The following is a 21,004-nucleotide window of genomic DNA, read 5'->3' on the forward strand; positions in this document are numbered from 1 at the left end:
AAATGGAAACACTCATTTATAGATCTTACTGCCCGAATCCCTAAACTCTTGTGACTTTTCTTTTAATCCTTTCTCAATGGCAGTTGCCAAGTCGACTCCTTTTTCATGCGCATAATTGCGGATGTCATGTGTAATACGCATGCTGCAGAACTTAGGGCCGCACATGGAACAAAAATGTGCTGTTTTGGCACCTTCTGCCGGAAGGGTTTCATCGTGAAATTGGAGCGCTCGTTCCGGATCGAGGGAGAGATTAAATTGATCGCGCCAGCGGAATTCAAAACGTGCCTTGGAAAGTGCATTATCCCTTTTTTGGGCTGCGGGGTGCCCTTTGGCCAGATCAGCGGCATGCGCGGCAACTTTGTATGATATCACTCCTTCTCTGACATCATCTTTGTTCGGTAGACCGAGGTGCTCTTTCGGCGTTACATAACAGAGCATAGCCGTACCGTGCCACCCGATATTAGCCGCTCCAATGGCAGAAGTGATATGATCGTAACCTGGGGCAATGTCTGTCGTCAAAGGTCCCAGTGTATAAAAAGGAGCCTCATCACAAATGTCATGCGCTTTATCCACGTTTTCTTTGACCAAATGTAGCGGAATATGCCCCGGCCCTTCAATCATCACTTGGACATCATGTTTCCAGGCAATCTTCGTCAATTCACCCAGTGTATTCAATTCGGCAAATTGTGCGTCATCATTGGCATCGGCAATAGAACCGGGGCGCAAACCGTCTCCGAAAGAAACAGACACGTCGTACATTTTCAAAATCTCGCATATCTCTTCAAAATGGGTGTATAAAAAGTTTTCTTCATGGTCAGCCAAACACCAGGAGGCCATAATCGATCCGCCACGAGATACGATCCCCGTTACCCTCTCGGTCGTTAACGGTACATAACGTAAAAGTACACCGGCATGGATGGTAAAATAACTGACCCCTTGTTCTGCCTGTTCGATCAATGTATCCCGGTAGATGTCCCAGGTAAGCTTTTCAGCCTCTCCATTTACCTTTTCCAGCGCTTGATAGATAGGCACGGTACCCACAGGAACGGGTGAATTGCGGATGATCCATTCTCGTGTCGTATGAATATCTTTTCCGGTGGAAAGATCCATGATTGTATCCGCCCCCCAGCGGGTGGCCCATGTCATTTTTTCCACTTCTTTTTCAATCGAAGAGGTGACCGCAGAGTTTCCGATGTTCGCATTGACTTTCACATGAAAGTTGCGACCAATAATCATTGGTTCACTTTCGGAGTGATTGATGTTGGCGGGAATAATAGCGCGTCCACGAGCCACCTCATCACGCACGAATTCTGGAGAAACTTGTTCCCGGAGAGCGATAAATTCCGTTTCCGGGGTAATGATACCTTTTCGGGCGTAGTGCATTTGCGTTACATTGCGCCCCTTTTTAGCCCGTAAAGGCTTCCTTTTCAATCCGGGAAAATGATCTTGATAATCCTGTGTATCTACAGATTGATAGCCACTGTCCTCAGGTTTCAATCCCCGACCCGTATATTCTTCTACATCATCTCGGTCCATAATCCATTTGCTACGTATAGACGGGAGACCCTGGCGAACGTCTGCGCTATAGTCGGTATCCGTGTAAGGACCACTGGTGTCGTACACACGAAAAGGGGGATTTTCTTCCTCACCTTGCGGCCCTGATGTCGGTGACTGCTTGATTTCACGCATGGGCACTTGAATATCTGCTCGAGAACCTTGTACATACACCTTTTTACTCCCTGGAAAAGAAGATTTGAAATCGATGTTGGATTCTTTTGTGGACATGAAAAATTCCTCCTTTTAAAAATAAATGGGGAGGACAAGATCCAGTATCACATAAATTCCAGCGTATGTATAAAAAGGGATAGGTTTTCTTAATGAACAAAAAGCCGAGTCTTTTTCAGGGAATTGGCTTAGGATTCGTTCATCATTTATAGATAAAATAATATTTAATTTCATCCCATAAAATTACTTCCCCACGCTGGTATGACCCAGATCAGGTCCCAAGGGTTAAGGAACTTTCGCGTATTCCTCTCTCAGCCTAAACTATTAGGCACCCCTAGTAATGATTTAATTCTAAGATAATTTTACCATAAATTTGCTTTATAGCAATAGTAGGTTACAGTATAACTCACGTTCAACAATCGCTAGGAAAATAAACGCCCTTTTCTGATCAATACCCTATCCCTTTATTAGGCTAATCTTCAAAACCTTTTTAGGTAACCTTTCCTCCTATGGGGGCATAAAGCATGTCCTCGGATTTAGGACCTCCACTATTATATGGTAGTTGATAAATGGAATACACTTCAGAAATAAAATGTCCGCCTGGCTTTAAAGCCTTCTTCACACCATCGATTGTCTTTGCTTTTAAATGTGGAGAAAAATGACCGTAAATGCATACAATTTGATCCCAATGATCAAAGGTCCATTGCGCATCATTTAAATCTACATGTTTTGTTTCTACGTGTACATCGCGTTCAAGAGCTAAACGCTCAGCTTTTCTTAACCCTTCAATCGAGAAATCCCAAGCAGTAACATTAGCTCCTAACTCTGCTAAATACACAGCATTGCGTCCTTCCCCTTCGGCAATTGCAAGTGCATTGTCATTTTGTTCGATTATGTGATGGTTGTTTTGGGCTTCTGTTAAAAAAACGTTTGGCTCTTTACCGAATGCGTAACGTTTATGTTGAAAACGCTCATTCCATAAATTCATATGATCACCTCGATTTATGATCAGCATACCATTACCCCTAAGGGTATTAAAGTGGGAAAAGCAACTTTTTGTTCATGAACCTATTTTCAGGCTCGATGGATGGCCTATAGGTTTCCCTATAGTCAATCTATAGACTTGTATATTCGGGCGTTCGTCAGTTCCTTCTGCGGAAACCATTCTCACCATATCCAGTTTTTCAGCCGTGCGGCATATCCATCGGCATACCTTCCTCGAATGGTGGCTCCAGCCTTTGTTCTGGCGACTCTACCTTTACTTCAAACCCCATGTTCTGTCTATCATGACGCATCCAGGAGTATCGACGAGATGGTTTCAGGAAACATGGCTCCCTCATTCCCATCCATAGTTGTAAGTTAGAATTGTTGTTCCGTAATCCCCTGTATTTCACACGGAAAAGTGCTTATAAGAGAACTTGTCGAGCAGGCGCGATTGTTGAAAATCACATCAGAAAATGATCAAACTTTTTTATAAATATTGAACACCTAAGCGCAAAGGAAGAATCCATTTTGATCAATCTTTTTTCTAAATGGATTCTTCTTGTTTACGATTATACACGGGTTTGTGGGTTATTTTTGATTAAACTTTATTTTAAAGCTACATCGATAATGAAGGGTGATACTAAATTGTAATCATACAGTAATAGTCACTAGCATCGCATAAATATTGAGAGAAAATTCAGTTATATTGTGTATGGTTATTGAGTGAAAAAAAGCTAACCCTGAACAAAGGGTCGCTCTGTCCATTTGGTAATATTATACATTTCATCCTTTAGCGCCAACGACAAACGTTGCCTTTTATGGAACGGAACGATTGTCAAAACGGCGAATCCACACCCTTGATGGTTTCCAAAGCGCAGCTTTGAGCCACCGGGAGATCTGTAAAATCCTCTTTTTACTGTTGGTTTCCAGCTGGATAAGGACATGGAGACAATACACAATGAGTGCAAGAAAGATTTGATTGTGGACAGCTGTTTCATCGAATCCATAAAAAGCCTTGATTTTCACATGCTGTTTCAACCATTTAAAAAATAGCTCAACCGCCCAACGATCTCGATAGATGTCTGCGATTTCCTCGGCACTTATATCAAACCGATTTGTAATGAGGAGAAGCTGATTTCCCTTGGTGTCATCGACTTTCAACAGACGAAACACGTTCTCGGTGCGATTTTGCGGGCTTCCGATCACCACCATCTGATCGGACAGCACAGGGCTGTCATCAGTCAGCGAAAATGATTCAAGGACACGTACAAAGGCATTTTTCCGAAGGCGAGATACGAAAAAGTAACCATCATCGGTCATTCGATCAAAGCGTTCATAATCAATGTAGCCTCGGTCAAAGACATACATGGCTTCCTTGTCATCCACAAGCACTTCGAGTTGGCCGCGATCATGCTCTTTGGCCGGTGTCAACACAGCCTTATCAGGGTAGGTCGTATGTCGATCCATATAGACGAGCCGCAAGTGGAGCTTCACCCCTGCTTTCGTCTTCCGGAATTCCGCCCATTTATACCGCGTCAGATCAAGAGGAATGGTACTTGAATCGATGATCTTTAACGGCATGCGCGCGGACGATTGTCGGTGAAAATACCGAATGCGTTGCACGAGATCCACAAAGATCGTCGATAACAAAGTTGGGTCGATCGCTCGGTGTTTCCGAGACAGTTGGGATGAGCTAATAGCTTGGAACCCAACTTCCTGTTGCAGACCTTCATCTAACAACCCATCTGAAATCGCCGCGAGGCTATCCGTCTCTTGTAAGTGCGCAAGGAGAAACAGTTTAATATAAGCTTCGGTTGTCAGCTTTTTCGTATAGGCATCTTGACGTAGGTTCGTCACTTGTTCTTGCAATTGTTGAAAGTTAATCGGTGAAATCCATTTACCAAATGAAGAAAATAGGGTATGCTTGTCCATAAGTTTTGGTCCTTTATATTGGATTTGGACAGGATACCACCCGTCTTTCCATTATAAAGGATTTTTTTGTGTACCAACCCTATTATTTTTGAAGATTCGATGTCTTCGGATCATTCTGTCTTAAATAATGCAATGCTAGTGAGTAATAGTATCCTCATAGTTTCTCCATATTTTCTTGTTATTTTAATTTAGGAATACAAAAATAGGGAGGAATTTTAAATGAACATGAGAAAATTATTTTTATCTTCATCACTCGTGACAGTTGTTATGTTTGCACCGATGTGGAGTGAAAGTGTCTCCGCATACGCTGAGCCCGACGAGGATGATGATAGTGGCCAAGATTATTATACAGAGGATAACATGGGCGCTTCCCAAACCTATCTCCTAAGAGATGACCAGGGTAGTGAAGTGAAGCAATTACAGTCTGATTTAAGTAATCAAGGGTACGCTGTTCAAGTCGATGGAACGTTTGGTTCAGAAACAGAAAATGCTGTTAAAGAGTATCAAAGCGATCAAGGCCTTGTTATAGATGGAATAGCCGGCCCAAATACATATCAGGCATTAGAATCAGACACTTCAAGTAATGGTGATCCGTCAAATGAAGATTCAGAAAACCAAGATCCAGCCTCTTCAGATTCAGATATTGCTGTAACAGCTGAGAGTGTACTAGGAACACCTTATGAATGGAGCGGCACAACGCCTGAAGGATTTGATAGCAGTGGTTTTATCAACTACGTGTTTGATCAAAATGGCATCGATGTCTCTCGAACACATGCAGAGATGTGGGAGAACAATGGGGAACACGTAACGTCTATGAGCATTGGGGATGTCGTGTTTTTCGAAGGAACGTATGATACGACAGGAGCTTCACACAGTGGCATATATATCGGGGATAACCAAATGATTCACGCAGGGAGTGAAGGCGTTGTTCAAGCCGACATCACCAGTGATTATTGGCAAGATCACCTCATGGGAATCAAAACCATGCAGTAATTACTCACAAAAATTAGCTGTTGCTATGATGTACTCATAACAACGATTGTTGAATAATCCTTTTTATTATATTGTAACCTATCAGTGCTTATTCCAACTATTTAGGGAGAGATACAGTTTCTTATGTCTATCACTTATAAATATAAAATCCCATTTGCATTAAAACTGACAAATCTATGAAATGTCTATTTAGGACCAAATTCGAAATGTTATATTATGTGTATGGAGAAACCATTAGTATCTATTTAACTTAAGGAGTAGGTTTTCTGTGAATAAATTATTAATGATTCTTGGCAGCTCAGTCATGCTACTTGCTGCTTGCGGCGGAGAAGAAGCAACGGATGAAGGAGATGAAGCTGAAGGAGATCAAGAGTTTACATTGGAAGAACTTGGAGAATATGATGGGCAAGATGGAAACGATGCCTATGTAGCGGTTGATGGAGTCGTTTACGACGTTACAGATGTTGCAGAATGGGAAGGTGGAGAACACGCCCCCGCTGGTGGATTAGAGGCTGGTGGTGACCACACAGAAGAAATTGAAGAAGCTCCACATGGGACTGATGTATTAGAAGACTTACCAACTGTTGGCACACTTGAAGAATAATAAGAATTAGTTGCGAAGTTTAACCCTTTGGATAAGATGATTCCAAAGGGTATTTTTTAGGGAATGTTCCGCAATTACGCCCTTTGTATTATGAGTTCAACCAGAAATGACTGGTTAAACTCATAATACGAACGAAGCGAGAATGACTGTTCAAGAAGATAAGCGCGATTGCGGAATAAGGCATGTTTAGAAACATCTTTATTGTCACTAATTTAGATTGCGATATTTAGGATTTAATCAAAAGCAAACAACTATTTTTTGAGCGAGCCGCATTATTCCATTGAAAAATACGGCTTCTCGCTGATAAAAAGAAATAACTTTATTTGTACTGAACAATTTTTAAGGAAATGTATGTCTTACAAGATGGACTTTTAATCGAAATCTATTGCTAGTCATAAGAAAGGTTGGAGTCTCTCCATGAGCATTTCTTCGGTCACTTCTCCCATAATGATATCAACGATAATGCCTTCTTCATTAATCAAGTACGTGGTTGGAAGACCGGCGACTTGATACGCATCAGCCATTTCCCCATCCGTGTCGAAGAGGACAGGCATGGTGACTGGTCGATCACCTAAAAATTCCATCGCGTCATCCATCGTACGCTCAAACGATGACATATTGACTGCTAGCACATTAACCTCTTCATCACTAAATTCCTGATTGACTTGATTAAGTAGGGGAAATTCTCGAATACAGGGTTCACACCAAGAAGCCCAAAAATTCATAATGACAAACGTGCCACGTACATCGTTTAAACTCATACTTTCTCCTTCAGCTTGCGGCAACTCAATATCCGGGGCTTTTTCTCCCTGATTGACACCCGTCGGTGGGGAAGAAACAGAATTATAGATGACACCTCCCATCACCAACGTAGCAATCACAAGAGCTCCTATACTGCTTATTTTTCGAACCATTCGTATTCCCCCGTTGACCCGTTTTTTAAGGAGAACAGCACTTTTCCACCTTCCGGGTCATCTAACCATTTAAATAACTCTACGCTGTCAGGATTAGATTTTCAATCGATTACGACCGTTGTTAAGAAGCTGTGGGGTCGACCATTTGCATAAAATCTTGGACGTGTTCTTCACTCATGCCACCTACTCGAATGTGAACAACCTCCCCGTTTTCATCAATCATATAGGTTGCCGGGAGTTGCCCGACACCATAATAATCCATCACATCGCTATTTTCATCCATGAGGATAGGGAAAGTTAACTGAAGACGATCAACAAATCGATCAATGGTCAACTCGGATTCCCCCACATTTACGGCAAGAATTTCAACATCATCATCCAAATAAGCTTGATGTTGATCTTCCATATAAGGCATTTCTTCTTCACATGGCGGGCAATAGGTGCCCCAAAAGTTAAGAAATACGCCTTGCCCTTCATAATCGGCAAGCTCTACCCTTTCACCATCCATATTCATCAGCGTGAAATTGGGGGCTTGATCTCCTTCAGAAACCGCTTCCTCCGTGTGAACAAAATTGGTGTAAAATACGTAAGAAACCACGACAGCTAGCGTCATTAACACAGCCGTACGCATCCATAGACGCCGTCGTTTACGTTTAGCCCTTTCCTCTTTATCCATAGTCCACCTCACTATTGATAGATTGTCATTGATGGCGCTTTTCGGCATTTCCTAGACGTGTTCTCTCAGTATGATACCTTGTCAAAGATGCTTTTGATTCTAAGCATAAGAGTGAAGACCTGCAATAACAAGGTTGACGAATATTAAATTAATCATGATAATCGCGAAACCAACCACAGCCAACCAAGCAGAAGGTTCCCCTTGCCAACTGCGGTTCAACCGTAAGTGCAGGTAAGCTGCATAGAAGAGGAAAGTAATGAGTGCCCACACTTCTTTCGGGTCCCACCCCCAAAACCTTGTCCAAGCAATTTGAGCCCAGATCATGGCAAAAACAAGCCCTCCTAATGCAAAAAGTGGGAACCCAATCGCTATGGCACGATAGCTTATTTCATCCATTAAGTCCGGATTGACCCTTTTCACGAATGGTTGTAAAAGAGTCCCTATACGTCTCCTCGTGATTAAACGAACCGCCCCAAATAAAACGAGACCAGAACCAAAAGCCCATGCTGTTGTGTTCAAGGAATCACTATCAATCCAATGGGGCATTTCGAACCAAGGCTCCATACGATCTGAAGAGAGCAACTCTCCCTCGTTCGGGCCAAATATCGGGGGAAGATCATAAATGATTTCGGCTGGTTCTTCAAATTCATTGACATAAGTAAATTGAGCTTCATAACCGAATGCGTTAAACGCATTGGTCAAAACAATGAAGGCAAAAAGAGTGATAAAGGTGTACATAATAAACTCGACGCCAAACGTCCTTTTGGTCATTTTTTTCCTTTTTAAATCGATTGTTCGCAGAAGGTAAACGACCCCGGCCCCAAAACTAACGGCAAGAATTCCCTGAGCCAACCCTGTTGTTAACACGTGAATCTCAAGCCAATAGGTTTGTAAAGCCGGTTGCAGTGGTTGATAATCAGTTACAAATACTGTGGCATACCCAATCATGAGCATCACAACAGGCAATGTAATGACACCAAGGACGTTACTTCTATATATGCCATAGATGATCACAAAAGCGAGGCTTAAAGTGATACCAAAAAATGTAAGATACTCGAACATATTACTAACCGGGGCAAACCCGACCGTGATCCATCTGGTCACGAAATACCCTAAGGCAAAAACGAGGCCACCAATGGCTGTTATATACCCGAAAAGACCCCAGTTATTTCCCGTTACCCGGCCTTCTTTATTCCTCCATTTTCGCCCTGTCACAGACACCGCGTATAAAACCGTCGCAACTAAATAGAAAAAGAATGCGATCGTGAGTAGGATCATGCTCAAACTCATCTTTATTTACCTCCTATCCTCTAATTAAGAGTGAACCTTAGCTATTGTCCTTGTCCTCTCCCTTCTCATATTCATCATCGATTTGATCCCGAGGCGCCGTAATGCCTGTCTCTTTCGTGATCGCATCGATGTCTTTTTTCAGGGGTGCCCAGTGTTTATTCGTATGAGCAGCGAGCCAAACCTCTCCGTCGTTTCGTTGCAACCAAATGCGACGATGCGGCCAATAAGATCCTTGTACAAGACCGATAAGGAAAATGGCCCCTCCAACACTAAGATAGGGAATGGTGTTATCTTTTCGAACGGTAAGACCTGTTAAATCATTAGTATCAAAACCATCTAACGAAAACTCGTACCGATTCTCTTCTTGATCAGGGCTCACATTGTAATTCGCCTGGATACCGAGAAAAGTATGGTCTAATGCTTCTGTATCCGGGTTCGCCATTTCAAAAATGAATGCCGGATTGTCCGGGACATCATTTTCCGTTGTTGGCATGCCCTCATCATTCATATAGAAATTCGGGAAGTAGCTATTAATGCGAACATCCTCCCCATTATCAAGGGCATACGTATCATCCGGGTCATTTAAATCTACGGTAAAGGAGCCCAACACCTCATCGGTTTCCGTGTCCTCAACTTCAAAACTCAGTTCTTTTAACTCATCCAATTTATAGTCCACTTGATAAAGCGTATAATCATCGAAGTGGAAGGCATCGTTGACTTCGATCGGATGCCGATCGACTTCTTCGAGCTCTTGATCGACGCCCAGAGGACCTTCTGGTGTATATAATACTGCGTCTGTTCGAAATGTTTCTTCAAACTGAAGGGCGGCACTTGCTTCCATACCATCCCCAAAAATTTCATCATCTTCATCGAACTCTTCGTATGTGAATCCCTGATTCTCAACGTAATAATCACCGGATGTGCCAGGGACCACTTCGGTCTCGCCTTCACGAACCCACATATTTTCATCTACATACATGCCAGGGAAAAACCGAAGCGATGCCCCGATTAAAAATATAATCAACCCGATGTGATTCACATAAGGCCCCCACCGTGCCCAACGGTTTTTCTCTGCCAGTATATGGCCGTTTTCTTCCCGAATGTTGTAACGCTTCTTTTTCAATACATCTTGGGCTGCTTGAAACGTGTTGTCGACATCTTCCACCCGACTCGTCCCAAAAATACGCTGACGTTTCATAAAACTTTTGTGTCTGGTTACACGCTGCGATTTCAAAGCTTTATATAACGGAAAAAAACGATCGATACTAGCAATGATGATCGATATGCCCAGCGCAGCAATCAACAACATATACCACCAAGATCCATACATATTGTGCAACCCAAAAGCATAATAAACTTGACCTAATCCTCCGTACTCCTCTTCATAATACACTTCCGGCGTTTCGCCGGGCGGCATAAACATCTCTTGCGGAAAAATGGTTCCGAGAGAAGAGACAATTAGTGTTACAATTATAATGCCTATCCCTACTTTGACAGACGAAAAGAAATTCCAGATTTTATCGATAATGGATGTGCTATATATTTGGGAACGACGTGCGGCACCCTCGTAACGCATGTTGAGCAATCGGTTCGAATCAGGGTCTGCCAGTGGTTTACCACATGATCCACATACTTCTGTGCCGTAAGGGTTGACTCGTCCACACTCGCAATTTTTATTCATCATGAGCCCCCATAAATCTAGTTTCATAGATGATCAGTTTTTTGAAAGAATTTCTCATAACCACAACCATTTATATCATCCAGGACGGAACATACTGCCCTAAATACATTGCAATCGTCTCGAAATACCCTGTGAAAAGAAGGATGCCCAGGATGAGCATAACGACCCCTCCCCCTTTTTGAATGGCTGGTAAAAAACGATTGATGGCGTTAAGCTTCTGGAAAGATTGCGCATAAAGGAGTGAAACCGCTATGAATGGCAACCCTAGCCCCATGGAATAAGCAAAAAGCATGGTTGATCCGGTAAGCATAGTTCCGGATGCTCCCGCAAGCGTGAGAATGGAACCGAGGGTGATGCCAATACAAGGGGTCCATCCAGCTGCAAATACCAAACCAAACAGCACCGAACCGGAAAAGCTTGAAGCCTTTTTTGGGGTTTTGGCTACTTTTTTCTCGGTCAGTAAGGCACGAATGGAAATGATTCCAGTCATTTGTAGCCCAAATAAAATAACGATGATGCCGCCTATTTGCATAATGGCTGTACTGTACTGATTAAACCATGACCCAATAAGGGTTGAGGATAATCCAAGCAGCAAGAAAATGATCGTAAAGCCAAGAATAAATCCGATGCTACGGGTGAAAATCAGCCGACGCTCCGCATTGATGGATCCCGATGAGACGTCAGTGCCGGTCAGTTGAGCCAAATAAGCCGGAAGCAACGGGAAAATACAAGGGGAAAAGAAAGATATGAGGCCTGCCGCAAAAGCAATACCGAGCGACACATCATCCATATAACGAGACCCTCCTCCAACACTGCTGTATGATGAACGACTGATGCTTCCTACGATTAAGTTTCATTTAAACTCATACCTTGTTCAGCTTGTTGTTCCCATATTTCTCCACCATTTTCGGTATAAAAGATATCCCGTTCGAAGGTGGTCACCATGATGGTGTTCTCAGCTTGTGGGTTCTGGGCCAGATATTTGATGGCGTCTTCTTCTTCGATCGATGGTGCAGGAATCTCTCTAACCACTTCGCCGGAGGCGTATATCGCTTTGAGGGTTGTTTCTTCTTCCACACCCTCGGCAACAAGCAATTCACCGGTGTGCGCATAGGTTAAAGCCGGCGCTGGCGCACCACTTAGCACCTGTTCGAAGGTATCTCCGGCATCATCAGATTGAAAAACCCCTTCTTCTGTGCTCAGAGCCACCCTATCTTCCTCATCAGGATGGGCTGCAATGGCAATCACACTTCCGTTCACCCCGTCCATGCCCCGGGGTTCCCATTCCTGCCCCTCGTCGAGGGTTCGATGCAGCCCCAACTCATCCATTTTCGAATTAGGCTCCGGATTCATAACATAAATGGCGTCTGTGTTGTAACTGGCCGACATGTCATGAAAATCAACCTCCCCTTCGAGTGCGAGCAAATCAAGCGTTTCGCCCCCATCCGTGCTTTTTACAAGGCCAAACGGATTTTCGTAATCCGACTGCATGTTTGGATGTCCACTGCTATAAAATCCTTCGGACGTCATGGTGAAGCCCATAAAGTCATGAAGCTCCCCTTCTTCACTCTCCACATTCTTCCATATCCCATCCTCATAGACACGCAACCCATCATGTGCCGGAATATATGCCTGTTCTCCATCTTCTGTAAAGCCAAGCCCATGGATATGCGTAAATTCAACCTCTTCTTGAGCTTCGGTTTGACACCCACTCATGAGTACTCCGACTGCTGCTAAACTTGCAAGATACAATCTCATGTTTTTCTTCCTTTCCGTTTGCTTATGAATGAAATGATAATGTAAATCATCGCACCGACTAATAATGGGATCCCCATCCAGAAACAGATTTGGAAAAGGAGCCGGAGATAAGAAGGAATATCGGCTGAAGCCGATATAATGCCGGACATCACCAAACAGTGCAAGCCGAAGGCGATTACCAACGAAGCAATCCACCAATCCCTTCTAGTCATTCATCGCCCTCCTTTGCTTCTGGAAAACGTAGCGTAAATGTCGTCCCTTTTCCGGGCACACTTTCCACCTGAATGCTTCCATATTGGAGTTCCGTCAATTGTTTCACGATGGCAAGCCCTAAACCGGTCCCCCCAAAATCACGTGATCTGGACTTTTCAGCCCGATAGAAACGCTCAAAAATGTAGGGAAGATCTTCAGGATCGATACCCCTTCCTGTATCCGAAATTTTCACTTCGATGTTTCCATCTTTCAAAGATCCCTCGATCCAAACATGCCCGTTTTCCGTATAACTCACCGCGTTTTGAAGTAAATTTGTGAAGATCTGTTCCAACCGGAAACTATCAGCTACAATCGTTGGAAATTTCCCTTCCATATCAACCTTTATGGTATTGTTCTTTTTCTTAGCTTCGGTGGCCAGTTTTGCTGTTGCTCGTTTGGTAACGTCTCCGATATGAACGAGCTCAAGGTCCAAGGGAAAACGCTCTTCTTCCATTCGGGATAATTCAAATAAATCATGAATCAGTCGATTCATGCGGTGGGCTTCTTCATGAATAATATCGACAAACTGTTGTCTTTCGGTTTCATCCTGATAAAGCTCCTTTTTTAGTGCATCACAATACCCCTGGACATAAGACAGTGGCGTCCGTAATTCATGAGACACGTCCGAAAAAAAAGCTTGCCTGTTGCCCCGGTACCTTTTTAGTTCGCGTGCCAACTCATTCATGGAATGGGAAAGCGAACCCAACTCATCTTTCGTTTTCACAGGCACTTCCACATCTAGATCCCCCCTCGCCATTTGGTTTGCCGCTCTTTCCATCTCCTGCAGGGGCGTTGAAAATTCTCTGGAGGCAATAAACGTAAAACCAAAGGCAAGAAGAAGGGCTCCAACCCCTGATAGAAGCAGCGCCTGCTGTACTTGAATGGCAGACTGATCCATGAGATTCGAAGGTGAAAAGATAATGACCTCTCCAATATCGTCACCCTGCACTTGTTCCCCAGCATAAATATATTCTTGGTGATCATTTGGGTCGGTAAATCTTCCTGCCTCCCCCTGCAATGCGGCATGCTCAGAGGGATGAAACCCACGGATCCCGGAATCTTCGACAACATTTCCATTTTGATCTATGATGACCATCTTTCGGGAGGTCTCCCGATCCATCGATTGGACAAGGAGTTCGATGTCAGGATCATCGATCACAGCAAGGAGGTTTGCATATTGGGAAGCCATTTCATCCGTTTCTTCGTATAAATGTACTTCATTATAATTGGTGAAAATTTGAACCATGACATACCCTAACGGAAGCAATACGATGAGAAACAAAATCATGATTGATCCACCGAGCTTATAAAAAATCCTGTTCATCGGTTATTTCCTTCCGTTGTATTAAATTTGTATCCTACTCCCCATACGGTCTTCATTGGATTAAATGGCAGACCAGCCTTTTTTAATTTGGTTCGGATATTTTTGATATGGGTGTCAATCGTCCGAGGATCGTGCCATTCGCTATCCATTGACCAAATATGTTCGATGACATTTTCCCTTGTGTACACGCGTTCCGGACGTGAGGCTAATAAATATAAAATGTCAAATTCTTTTGCGGTTAAATCGACGGATTGTCCCGCCACGTTAACCTCGTGTCGATCTGGGTGAATAAATAATGCCCCATCTGTTATCTTTGCCGGATACTCGTTTAAAGAGCTGGATTTACGTCGGAGCAATGCTTTTACACGTGCAACGAGTTCCTCTGGAGCGAACGGTTTCACGAGATAATCATCTGCCCCAAGGTCAAGCCCCTTGACTCGATCTTCTACTTCTGTTTTTGCTGTTAGCATCAAAATACCTATATTGGATCCTTCAGTACGAAGGTGTTCACATACGGCCCAACCATCGGTCCGGGGCATCATAATATCTAAAATAACGGCATCGTAAGGTTGATCGGTTGCCTTATGTATCGCTTCTATTCCGGAACTTGCTTCATCAAGTTCATAGCCTGCATTTGTCAAATAAAGACCAACCAACTGTCTCATTTTTCTCTCGTCATCCACAATAAGTATACGTTCAGCCACTTTTGCTCCTCCCATGAAGTGCTATATGATAAGTTTATCTAGTAAATATGTAGTTGATGTGAAGAATGGGGATGTAAAATATGATCATTTTTTGACGAAAACACTGTTGTAGAGTGTCATATCTCATCATAAAAAGAGACCCTGAAGGCGGATAGGAACCACCTTAGGGCCGAAGAAATTATGCAGCCGCCATCTCACGGCATATTTTTGCGCAACGGTGACAAGCTTCCGCACAGTCTTGGCAATGCTGGTGGTCGTGCTTTGCACACTCATCGCCACACGCCTGACAGATGTCCGCGCATAATTCACAGATCTGCCTAACAAAACGGCTGTTTGTTTGCATAGCTTGTACCGCAAACGCACAGATATCTGCACATTCTCGATCCAAACGAATACACTCTGCCATCATCTGTACGTTGTCTTCCTTCAGACATTCATCAAAACACCGATTGCACTGTTCCATGCATTCTAAACATGCTTGGATACACTCTTGATAAGTCATTAATCTTGGTACTCCTTTCTTACGACACATAATTTGCATTCACTAGCTAGTGTGCGGTGTCCTTAATGATTTACCCATAAAATATGTATTTTTTATGAAGTTGGGAAAACTTGTTATTCTCTTTGATTAAAACGATAGTACAAAAACGCCCTATCCGATCATTCGACCTTAAAGTAGGGCTTGCTGAAATGAAAAAATTCTTTCTGTTGCAAGGGGTTTCCCCTGATGTGTCGAAAGAGAAATGCAAGGAAAAATGGCCGCTCACGGCTAAACCTTTGCACCTTATGATCAACATGCGAGGGATGGCGCTGCAATGGCGAAGACTCCAGCGGAAAAACGGACGAGCCAAGACCCCGCAGCGCTGATCTTGCGCGAGGAGGCTTGGCCGTTCGTCCGCGGAAAGCGAAGCCATGGAAGCGACATCCCGCCCTTGCGATCAAGTTATTCAGCAGCCTCTAAAGTAAGGGCTAATGTCTTCTATTTCCTTTTTTATTCAAGCTCAGAGAGTTCATCTTCGGTAACCCATTTATGATTTTCCACTACCTCTCCACCGTCCGTTGGTGTGTAATCGATCATATAGACCGTCGTTTCTTCAGCATCATCAATCTCAGCTGTGGCTCCTTCCATTCCGTCCATATGATCGGCTTCCAATGTGACTTCTGTTCCTGGTTCAAATGTTTCCTCCCCGGCTTCTTCGATTTCTTCATGAACCACCCATTCATGATTTTCCACTCTTTCTCCGCCATTGGTTGGGTCGTAAGAAACAATGTAGGCAGTCGTATCATAAGCCCCTACGATGGTAGCTTCGGCACCTTCCATTTCTTCCATATGGCCGCCTTCCACCATTGCTTGGCTTCCCGCTTCAAAAGTTGGATTCTCTTCTTCCTCTAATTCATCCGGAACTTCACCGGAGCTGGAATGATCCATATCTTCGTGCATATCATCGTCCATATCCATGCCATCCATATCGTCATGATCGGGCATCTCATCCTCCATACCTTCATCTGACATTGGACCTTCATCATCATTACCACATGCAGCTAATGCAAAAACTGTCACTAGAGAAACGGACCCTATCATGATTTTCTTCTTCATTTTAAAATTCCTCCTTTTCATAATGGCAATGTACCAAGTAATTGTGTAGAAAATATGGAGTAAACAATAAGATTGATCAAAACAGCTCTGAAAAATTGCTTTTTGAACAAAGGATGTCGCTGTAATGGCTCGTCCGCTAGAAAGCGTGGCCACAACAATCGCCGATCGTATTTTTGTTAAGTTAGGATTTTTTAAATGAGTTTTTTCATCTTCGCTAATAGCACTTTATAAAAAGGAAATTACAGTGTTGAATGTGCCATTCGCATACATAATATATAAACCTAGCCCTATAAACACGATCGGAACAATCCAACGTTCATACTTCTCAATTTTCTCTGAAACATAGTTCACAGAAGCTAAACGATAGCTTACATAACATAAAACACCAACCATAATAAGGAAGACAAGTATTACAACTGGTATTTCAATCGCGTTTAATGTTGTGAAATATGGTATATAAATGGAAAAATCATCTGCACTAGAAGCCAATACAATAAAGGTGACCGTTAAGTATAGGTGGTTAAAACGATCGGAAGATAAAATAGACAGGATATTACTTTCATCTGCATCTTCCTCCCCTTGAATCCATATTCTAACGCCTAAATAAATTGGTATAAGCCCAAGCAAACCTACAATCCATTGTTGAGGGATGAGATTAACACCATAAGCTGCTAAAAAACTCACCGATAGTATGATTACAGTACCTAAATATTGTCCAATCCAAATATGTTTCATTTGACCTTTTTTGATCTGCGAAAATAAAAGAATTAATATAATCAAGTAATCAATACCTGTGGCTATATAAACTGCAATAGCCGTTAATATCGTTGGGATCATTTTATCGTCTCCAATAAGCTGGATCTCTTTTTTTTACATAAAATAAGGCTTCCTGAAATGGGAAGCCCATATTTTGAATACGTAAAATCAACCAGCTTTTTCGCAATCGCAAGGCTCACAAGTGCGTGTTTCGTCCGTACAATGGTTTGCGCAGTGTTCACAGCAATATACTTTTCCCTCAACTATTGTTTTGTTTTCACCAGCAAGACAGTTACAGTTGGGACGTGCGCATTTCTCCATTATGATTCCCCTCCCTAATTGAGATTAATCAAAAAACTTAAAGTATCCTTTAGTTTGGCAAGTCTTCAGTTAAGCACCATCCGCGATCTAAAAGAATGATCACACAGGTATCAACAATTTGATAATGAATGAAATTTCCTTCACGTAATGAACGTACAATCCCTTTATCAACCAAACGTTGGAGCTGGTTAGATACTGCTTGGGTTTTCATCCCTACCTGTTCCGAAAGCTCTGTAACAGACATATTTGGGTTTCGAACCAATGCATGAAGGATTCGAAGTCGGGTAGCATTAGCAAGTATTTTAAAAGTGTCGCTCAATCCGTCTGCCTCTTCACCTTCTAATAAGGGACGTTCGGTTAATTGAGGTTTGGGCGTACAAGTATTTTTAATTTCTGTGTCCACTTTTTCACCCCCCCGTTTCACAATTACATTGTATAGTGTAATTGTGAAAGTTGTCAACTTATAACATTCTACCTTTATGTAACACAAAGATTCAAGGAAAGGCGCAAGTCTTATTCGTTACTTGCGCCTATTTTGGAATACCGGTAGAACTCATTCATATAAGCTGGTATTGCTTAAAGTAGGGTCTGCTGAACAATGAAAAACGCTTTCTGTCGCAAGCGATCCCCACCAATTTGCAGCAAGAAGATTCAAGTAAAAGGGACTCCTACCCCGCTAAACCCTTGCACCTTGCCGTCAAAACGGAAGGGATGGCGCTGTAATGGCGGAGACGCCTGCGGAAAAACGGACGAGCCAAGACCCCGCAGTGCCGGTTTTGCACGAGGAGGCTTGGCCGTTCGTCCGCGGCAAGCGAAGCCATGAAAGCGACATCCCGTCTTCTCCTGATAGCAACAAGTTGTTCAGCAGCCCCTAATTTATCTCACGTACATTATCGTGTCGTTTTCGCAAATTGTTGAAGGTGGTGGCCAATTTCATCACGTACTCGTTGGAATTCAGCCCACTTCTCTTTGTCTGATCCTTCAGCTTTTGCCGGATCATCAAAGCCCCAATGTTCACGGCGAATATGTGGCGGTGTCATCGGACAACGATCCGCCGCATCGCCGCAAAGAGTCACAATCATATCAACGTCATTCCATAAATCCGTATCAATCACATCTGATGTTTGATTGGAAATATCAATATTGACCTCGCTCATGGCTTTTATTGCATTTGCGTTTAAACCATGAGCTTCGACACCTGCACTGTATACATTCCATTCCTGACCCAAATAATATTTTGCCCATCCTTCCGCCATTTGGCTGCGGCATGCGTTTCCTGTACAAATAAAATAAATCGTTTTTTTAGACATGACGAGTTTTCTCCTTTTCCTTAGCTAATCAGCATTAACCAGAGATAAAGTCCAAGTAAGGTGATAAATAAGACGGGTAATGTAATGACAATGCCTGTCTTAAAGTACGTCCACCAGGAAATCTTGACACCTTTTTGCGTAAGGACGTGTAACCACAATAACGTTGCCAACGAACCTATCGGCGTAATTTTTGGCCCCAGGTCAGAACCGACCACATTTGCATAAACCATGGCTTCTTTCATGAGTCCTGTTGCAGCTGTCGTATCAATCGCTATGGCATTGATCATGACTGTTGGCATATTGTTCATGATGGAAGACAGAATAGCTGCTAAAAAGCCCATACCCATTGTTGCCGCAAAAACACCTTGCTCAGCAACATATTCAAGTCCTGAAGCTAGAACATCCGTTAAGCCGACATTTTGCAGACCAAACACAACGACATACATCCCAACCGAGAAAAAGACAATGTTCCATGGTGCACCTTTGAGGACGGATCGTGTAGCGACAGCAGGGCTCTTGCTGGCAATCCCCAAAAAAACAAGGGCAATCATTCCCGCAACAATGGATACAGGAATATGTAGGAACTCACTAACGAGATAACCAATTAATAATACTGCTAAAACAAACCATGAGATCCGGAACATTTTTTCATCTTTAATGGCTGTGACAGGCTTTTGCAGTTTTTCATAATCGTATCGTTTTGGAATGCTCTTTCTAAAGTATAGATACAAAACAAGAATACTGGCCACTAATGAAAAGAAGTTAGGAACAATCATCCGTGTGGCATATTCAATAAATCCAATCCCAAAGAAGTCCGCCGAAACAATGTTGACTAAGTTACTCACAATCAACGGTAGTGAGGTGGAATCAGCAATAAATCCACTCGCAATAATAAATGGAAACACCATTGTTTCGTTAAAATTCAACGAGCGAACCATGGCTAAAACGATGGGCGTTAGAATTAAAGCTGCACCGTCATTGGCGAAAAATGCTGCGACAATGGAACCTAAAATACAGACATAGACAAACATGAGCACGGCATTTCCTTTGGCCGCTCGCGTCATATGTAAGGCCGACCATTCGAAAAAGCCTATCTCATCTAAAATTAAAGAAATAATAATAACAGCAACAAACGTTAAGGTCGCATTCCAAACAATGCTTGTAACTTCAATGACATCGCCAAAAGAAACAACACCGAGAAGTAATGCAACAATGGCACCACCACAAGCAGACCAACCAATATCAAGGTTTTTAGGCTGCCAGATGACCAAAACGAGCGTAATGATAAATATCGCAGATGCTAAAATGACTGAAATCAACGTATGCGTTCTCCCTTACTATATCAAGTGTTTATTTCTCTACCATATTAAAGGCAGCCGGCAGCGGCCTTCGTTATGTCATATCTCCTAATCATCAATTTTTTTTGATTTATTTGGGTTCAAAAAGTTACTAACACTTATTGAATCCAGGTTTAAACACACAACATAATTCATCCGAGAGGACACGATCCATTTCCTCTTCGTTAATCTCATAATAACTCCATGTACCTTTAGTTTCCCTCGCCAAAAGGTTAGCATCCATCAGGATTTTTAGATGGTATGACAGTTTGGATTGGCTCATTTCCAACTCTTCGGTAAGATGACAGACACAAGTTTTTCCTTTTCTACTCAACAGATGAAGTAAATGCAATCGTTTTTTATCAGCTAAGGCCTTAAACGTATGTTCATACTTCTCTAAAGTATTAATGGAAAGTTCATCAACGGGGGATACTACCTTCAAAATCATCCACTCCTTTCATCAAAAATAATTGATTAATGGGAGAATATCATAAGTGCTAGCAATAAATCAAGTTAATTTGACTCGAGTTCAACAATCGCTATCTCATCACCCATGATGATAACCATACGGATCGGGTAGCTGATCGTGCCGATGCCAACACTGTCGATATGAATAAAACAGGATTTGGGATTTCCGTAAAAGAAAAAAGAAGATGAACTCCGTTGAATCAAAGGCACGTGGATAAGACAAAGGAAAGGTGATCGTCGTCGTACAAGACCCACCCCGGATTGTTGCGTGCTTATGATCATAAGAGTCCCTCCAATAATCATTGCAACGGCAATGATCCCCCCACATATCCAAGCACCGAGAAGTACTCTGCCTCTTCTTTGCGACCGGCCAGCATA

At 42.8% G+C, this 21,004-nt stretch carries 24 protein-coding genes and 1 riboswitch; of the genes, 4 read left to right on the forward strand and 20 right to left on the reverse strand.

Going from position 1 to position 21,004, the window contains the following annotated elements:
• Window positions 1-12 precede the first annotated feature (12 nt).
• The 3 genes from thiC to EPH95_RS09570 all read right to left on the reverse strand — a co-directional run bounded on the left by thiC (window position 13) and on the right by EPH95_RS09570 (window position 4,641).
• Window positions 13-1,785 (reverse strand): phosphomethylpyrimidine synthase ThiC, encoded by a 1,773-nt coding sequence (gene thiC, locus EPH95_RS09560; RefSeq protein ID WP_142089450.1) that lies wholly within the window; start codon window positions 1,783-1,785, stop codon window positions 13-15.
• A gap of 171 nt (window positions 1,786-1,956) precedes the next feature.
• A riboswitch (TPP riboswitch) is annotated at window positions 1,957-2,071 on the reverse strand.
• A gap of 144 nt (window positions 2,072-2,215) precedes the next feature.
• Window positions 2,216-2,713, reverse strand: coding sequence for an SAM-dependent methyltransferase (locus EPH95_RS09565; RefSeq protein ID WP_160141709.1), 498 nt, complete (start codon window positions 2,711-2,713; stop codon window positions 2,216-2,218).
• 812 nt (window positions 2,714-3,525) lie between these two features.
• Complete coding sequence (locus EPH95_RS09570; protein WP_142089454.1) at window positions 3,526-4,641, reverse strand: IS4 family transposase; 1,116 nt, start codon at window positions 4,639-4,641, stop codon at window positions 3,526-3,528.
• A gap of 219 nt (window positions 4,642-4,860) precedes the next feature.
• Between EPH95_RS09570 and EPH95_RS09575 the strand changes: the two genes are divergently transcribed.
• Window positions 4,861-5,634, forward strand: coding sequence for a C40 family peptidase (locus tag EPH95_RS09575; RefSeq protein WP_142089456.1), 774 nt, complete (start codon window positions 4,861-4,863; stop codon window positions 5,632-5,634).
• A 268-nt stretch (window positions 5,635-5,902) separates the two neighbouring features.
• Complete coding sequence (locus tag EPH95_RS09580) at window positions 5,903-6,238, forward strand: cytochrome b5 domain-containing protein (RefSeq protein WP_227003869.1); 336 nt, start codon at window positions 5,903-5,905, stop codon at window positions 6,236-6,238.
• A 392-nt stretch (window positions 6,239-6,630) separates the two neighbouring features.
• On the opposite strand, the gene EPH95_RS09585 is transcribed toward EPH95_RS09580, so the two are convergent.
• The 10 genes from EPH95_RS09585 to EPH95_RS09630 form a co-directional block, all read right to left on the reverse strand.
• Window positions 6,631-7,119, reverse strand: a complete 489-nt coding sequence (locus EPH95_RS09585) for a TlpA family protein disulfide reductase (protein ID WP_160141710.1) — start codon at window positions 7,117-7,119, stop codon at window positions 6,631-6,633.
• Window positions 7,120-7,273: 154 nt separating this feature from the next.
• Window positions 7,274-7,828, reverse strand: coding sequence for a thiol-disulfide oxidoreductase ResA (gene resA, locus EPH95_RS09590; RefSeq protein ID WP_142089460.1), 555 nt, complete (start codon window positions 7,826-7,828; stop codon window positions 7,274-7,276).
• 99 nt (window positions 7,829-7,927) lie between these two features.
• Window positions 7,928-9,118, reverse strand: a complete 1,191-nt coding sequence (ccsB, locus tag EPH95_RS09595; protein WP_142089463.1) for a c-type cytochrome biogenesis protein CcsB — start codon at window positions 9,116-9,118, stop codon at window positions 7,928-7,930.
• A gap of 37 nt (window positions 9,119-9,155) precedes the next feature.
• Complete coding sequence (resB, locus tag EPH95_RS09600; protein ID WP_142089465.1) at window positions 9,156-10,802, reverse strand: cytochrome c biogenesis protein ResB; 1,647 nt, start codon at window positions 10,800-10,802, stop codon at window positions 9,156-9,158.
• A 67-nt stretch (window positions 10,803-10,869) separates the two neighbouring features.
• On the reverse strand, window positions 10,870-11,589 hold the full coding sequence (locus EPH95_RS09605) for a cytochrome c biogenesis CcdA family protein (protein WP_142089468.1): 720 nt from the start codon (window positions 11,587-11,589) through the stop codon (window positions 10,870-10,872).
• A gap of 56 nt (window positions 11,590-11,645) precedes the next feature.
• Window positions 11,646-12,557, reverse strand: a complete 912-nt coding sequence (locus tag EPH95_RS09610; RefSeq protein WP_142089471.1) for a F510_1955 family glycosylhydrolase — start codon at window positions 12,555-12,557, stop codon at window positions 11,646-11,648.
• Window positions 12,554-12,769, reverse strand: a complete 216-nt coding sequence (locus EPH95_RS09615; RefSeq protein ID WP_142089473.1) for a hypothetical protein — start codon at window positions 12,767-12,769, stop codon at window positions 12,554-12,556. The genes EPH95_RS09610 and EPH95_RS09615 overlap by 4 nt, the downstream gene beginning before the upstream one ends.
• A complete protein-coding gene (locus tag EPH95_RS09620; protein ID WP_142089475.1) occupies window positions 12,766-14,133 on the reverse strand; it encodes a sensor histidine kinase in 1,368 nt (455 codons plus the stop codon). The genes EPH95_RS09615 and EPH95_RS09620 overlap by 4 nt, the downstream gene beginning before the upstream one ends.
• Window positions 14,130-14,837 carry a response regulator transcription factor gene (locus EPH95_RS09625; RefSeq protein ID WP_227003870.1) on the reverse strand — a complete coding sequence of 236 codons (708 nt, stop codon included), beginning with the start codon at window positions 14,835-14,837 and terminating at the stop codon, window positions 14,130-14,132. The genes EPH95_RS09620 and EPH95_RS09625 overlap by 4 nt, the downstream gene beginning before the upstream one ends.
• A 178-nt stretch (window positions 14,838-15,015) precedes the next feature.
• Window positions 15,016-15,339: a four-helix bundle copper-binding protein gene (locus EPH95_RS09630; RefSeq protein ID WP_142089480.1), complete on the reverse strand. Its 324-nt coding sequence runs from the start codon at window positions 15,337-15,339 to the stop codon at window positions 15,016-15,018.
• Window positions 15,340-15,527: 188 nt separating this feature from the next.
• Between EPH95_RS09630 and EPH95_RS18820 the strand changes: the two genes are divergently transcribed.
• Window positions 15,528-15,704 carry a hypothetical protein gene (locus EPH95_RS18820; RefSeq protein ID WP_160141711.1) on the forward strand — a complete coding sequence of 59 codons (177 nt, stop codon included), beginning with the start codon at window positions 15,528-15,530 and terminating at the stop codon, window positions 15,702-15,704.
• A 124-nt stretch (window positions 15,705-15,828) separates the two neighbouring features.
• On the opposite strand, the gene EPH95_RS09635 is transcribed toward EPH95_RS18820, so the two are convergent.
• The 3 genes from EPH95_RS09635 to EPH95_RS09650 form a co-directional block, all read right to left on the reverse strand.
• Complete coding sequence (locus tag EPH95_RS09635; protein ID WP_142089482.1) at window positions 15,829-16,434, reverse strand: YdhK family protein; 606 nt, start codon at window positions 16,432-16,434, stop codon at window positions 15,829-15,831.
• 225 nt (window positions 16,435-16,659) lie between these two features.
• Window positions 16,660-17,271, reverse strand: a complete 612-nt coding sequence (locus EPH95_RS09640) for a CadD family cadmium resistance transporter (RefSeq protein ID WP_142089485.1) — start codon at window positions 17,269-17,271, stop codon at window positions 16,660-16,662.
• Window positions 17,272-17,560: 289 nt separating this feature from the next.
• Window positions 17,561-17,914 carry an ArsR/SmtB family transcription factor gene (locus EPH95_RS09650; RefSeq protein ID WP_142089489.1) on the reverse strand — a complete coding sequence of 118 codons (354 nt, stop codon included), beginning with the start codon at window positions 17,912-17,914 and terminating at the stop codon, window positions 17,561-17,563.
• 319 nt (window positions 17,915-18,233) lie between these two features.
• Here EPH95_RS09650 and EPH95_RS18825 point away from each other — a divergent pair, with 319 nt between their 5' ends.
• On the forward strand, window positions 18,234-18,386 hold the full coding sequence (locus EPH95_RS18825) for a hypothetical protein (protein WP_160141712.1): 153 nt from the start codon (window positions 18,234-18,236) through the stop codon (window positions 18,384-18,386).
• 15 nt (window positions 18,387-18,401) lie between these two features.
• On the opposite strand, the gene arsC is transcribed toward EPH95_RS18825, so the two are convergent.
• The 4 genes from arsC to EPH95_RS09670 all read right to left on the reverse strand — a co-directional run bounded on the left by arsC (window position 18,402) and on the right by EPH95_RS09670 (window position 20,908).
• Window positions 18,402-18,821 carry an arsenate reductase (thioredoxin) gene (arsC, locus tag EPH95_RS09655; protein ID WP_142089490.1) on the reverse strand — a complete coding sequence of 140 codons (420 nt, stop codon included), beginning with the start codon at window positions 18,819-18,821 and terminating at the stop codon, window positions 18,402-18,404.
• Window positions 18,822-18,841: 20 nt separating this feature from the next.
• Window positions 18,842-20,140 carry an arsenic transporter gene (locus EPH95_RS09660; RefSeq protein ID WP_142089491.1) on the reverse strand — a complete coding sequence of 433 codons (1,299 nt, stop codon included), beginning with the start codon at window positions 20,138-20,140 and terminating at the stop codon, window positions 18,842-18,844.
• 130 nt (window positions 20,141-20,270) lie between these two features.
• Window positions 20,271-20,600 (reverse strand): ArsR/SmtB family transcription factor, encoded by a 330-nt coding sequence (locus tag EPH95_RS09665; RefSeq protein ID WP_405127380.1) that lies wholly within the window; start codon window positions 20,598-20,600, stop codon window positions 20,271-20,273.
• Between the two features lie 71 nt (window positions 20,601-20,671).
• Entirely contained in the window at window positions 20,672-20,908 is a 237-nt protein-coding gene (locus EPH95_RS09670; protein ID WP_142089493.1) for a hypothetical protein, read from the reverse strand.
• Window positions 20,909-21,004: the final 96 nt, after the last annotated feature.

This window comes from Salicibibacter halophilus, from assembly GCF_006740705.1.
Taxonomy (GTDB): domain Bacteria; phylum Bacillota; class Bacilli; order Bacillales; family Marinococcaceae; genus Salicibibacter; species Salicibibacter halophilus.

Excerpts from the sequence above, each read along its gene's own strand:
- thiC (WP_142089450.1), bottom strand. The coding sequence starts at position 1,785 with ATGTCCACAAAAGAATCCAACATCGATTTCAAATCTTCTTTTCCAGGG.
- EPH95_RS09565 (WP_160141709.1), bottom strand. The coding sequence starts at position 2,713 with ATGAATTTATGGAATGAGCGTTTTCAACATAAACGTTACGCATTCGGT.
- EPH95_RS09570 (WP_142089454.1), bottom strand. The coding sequence starts at position 4,641 with ATGGACAAGCATACCCTATTTTCTTCATTTGGTAAATGGATTTCACCG.
- EPH95_RS09575 (WP_142089456.1), top strand. The coding sequence starts at position 4,861 with ATGAACATGAGAAAATTATTTTTATCTTCATCACTCGTGACAGTTGTT.
- resA (WP_142089460.1), bottom strand. The coding sequence starts at position 7,828 with ATGGATAAAGAGGAAAGGGCTAAACGTAAACGACGGCGTCTATGGATG.
- ccsB (WP_142089463.1), bottom strand. The coding sequence starts at position 9,118 with ATGAGTTTGAGCATGATCCTACTCACGATCGCATTCTTTTTCTATTTA.
- resB (WP_142089465.1), bottom strand. The coding sequence starts at position 10,802 with ATGATGAATAAAAATTGCGAGTGTGGACGAGTCAACCCTTACGGCACA.
- EPH95_RS09605 (WP_142089468.1), bottom strand. The coding sequence starts at position 11,589 with ATGGATGATGTGTCGCTCGGTATTGCTTTTGCGGCAGGCCTCATATCT.
- EPH95_RS09610 (WP_142089471.1), bottom strand. The coding sequence starts at position 12,557 with ATGAGATTGTATCTTGCAAGTTTAGCAGCAGTCGGAGTACTCATGAGT.
- EPH95_RS09615 (WP_142089473.1), bottom strand. The coding sequence starts at position 12,769 with ATGACTAGAAGGGATTGGTGGATTGCTTCGTTGGTAATCGCCTTCGGC.
- EPH95_RS09620 (WP_142089475.1), bottom strand. The coding sequence starts at position 14,133 with ATGAACAGGATTTTTTATAAGCTCGGTGGATCAATCATGATTTTGTTT.
- EPH95_RS09630 (WP_142089480.1), bottom strand. The coding sequence starts at position 15,339 with ATGACTTATCAAGAGTGTATCCAAGCATGTTTAGAATGCATGGAACAG.
- EPH95_RS18820 (WP_160141711.1), top strand. The coding sequence starts at position 15,528 with ATGAAAAAATTCTTTCTGTTGCAAGGGGTTTCCCCTGATGTGTCGAAA.
- EPH95_RS09635 (WP_142089482.1), bottom strand. The coding sequence starts at position 16,434 with ATGAAGAAGAAAATCATGATAGGGTCCGTTTCTCTAGTGACAGTTTTT.
- EPH95_RS09640 (WP_142089485.1), bottom strand. The coding sequence starts at position 17,271 with ATGATCCCAACGATATTAACGGCTATTGCAGTTTATATAGCCACAGGT.
- EPH95_RS18825 (WP_160141712.1), top strand. The coding sequence starts at position 18,234 with ATGGCGGAGACGCCTGCGGAAAAACGGACGAGCCAAGACCCCGCAGTG.
- arsC (WP_142089490.1), bottom strand. The coding sequence starts at position 18,821 with ATGTCTAAAAAAACGATTTATTTTATTTGTACAGGAAACGCATGCCGC.
- EPH95_RS09670 (WP_142089493.1), bottom strand. The coding sequence starts at position 20,908 with ATGATCATAAGCACGCAACAATCCGGGGTGGGTCTTGTACGACGACGA.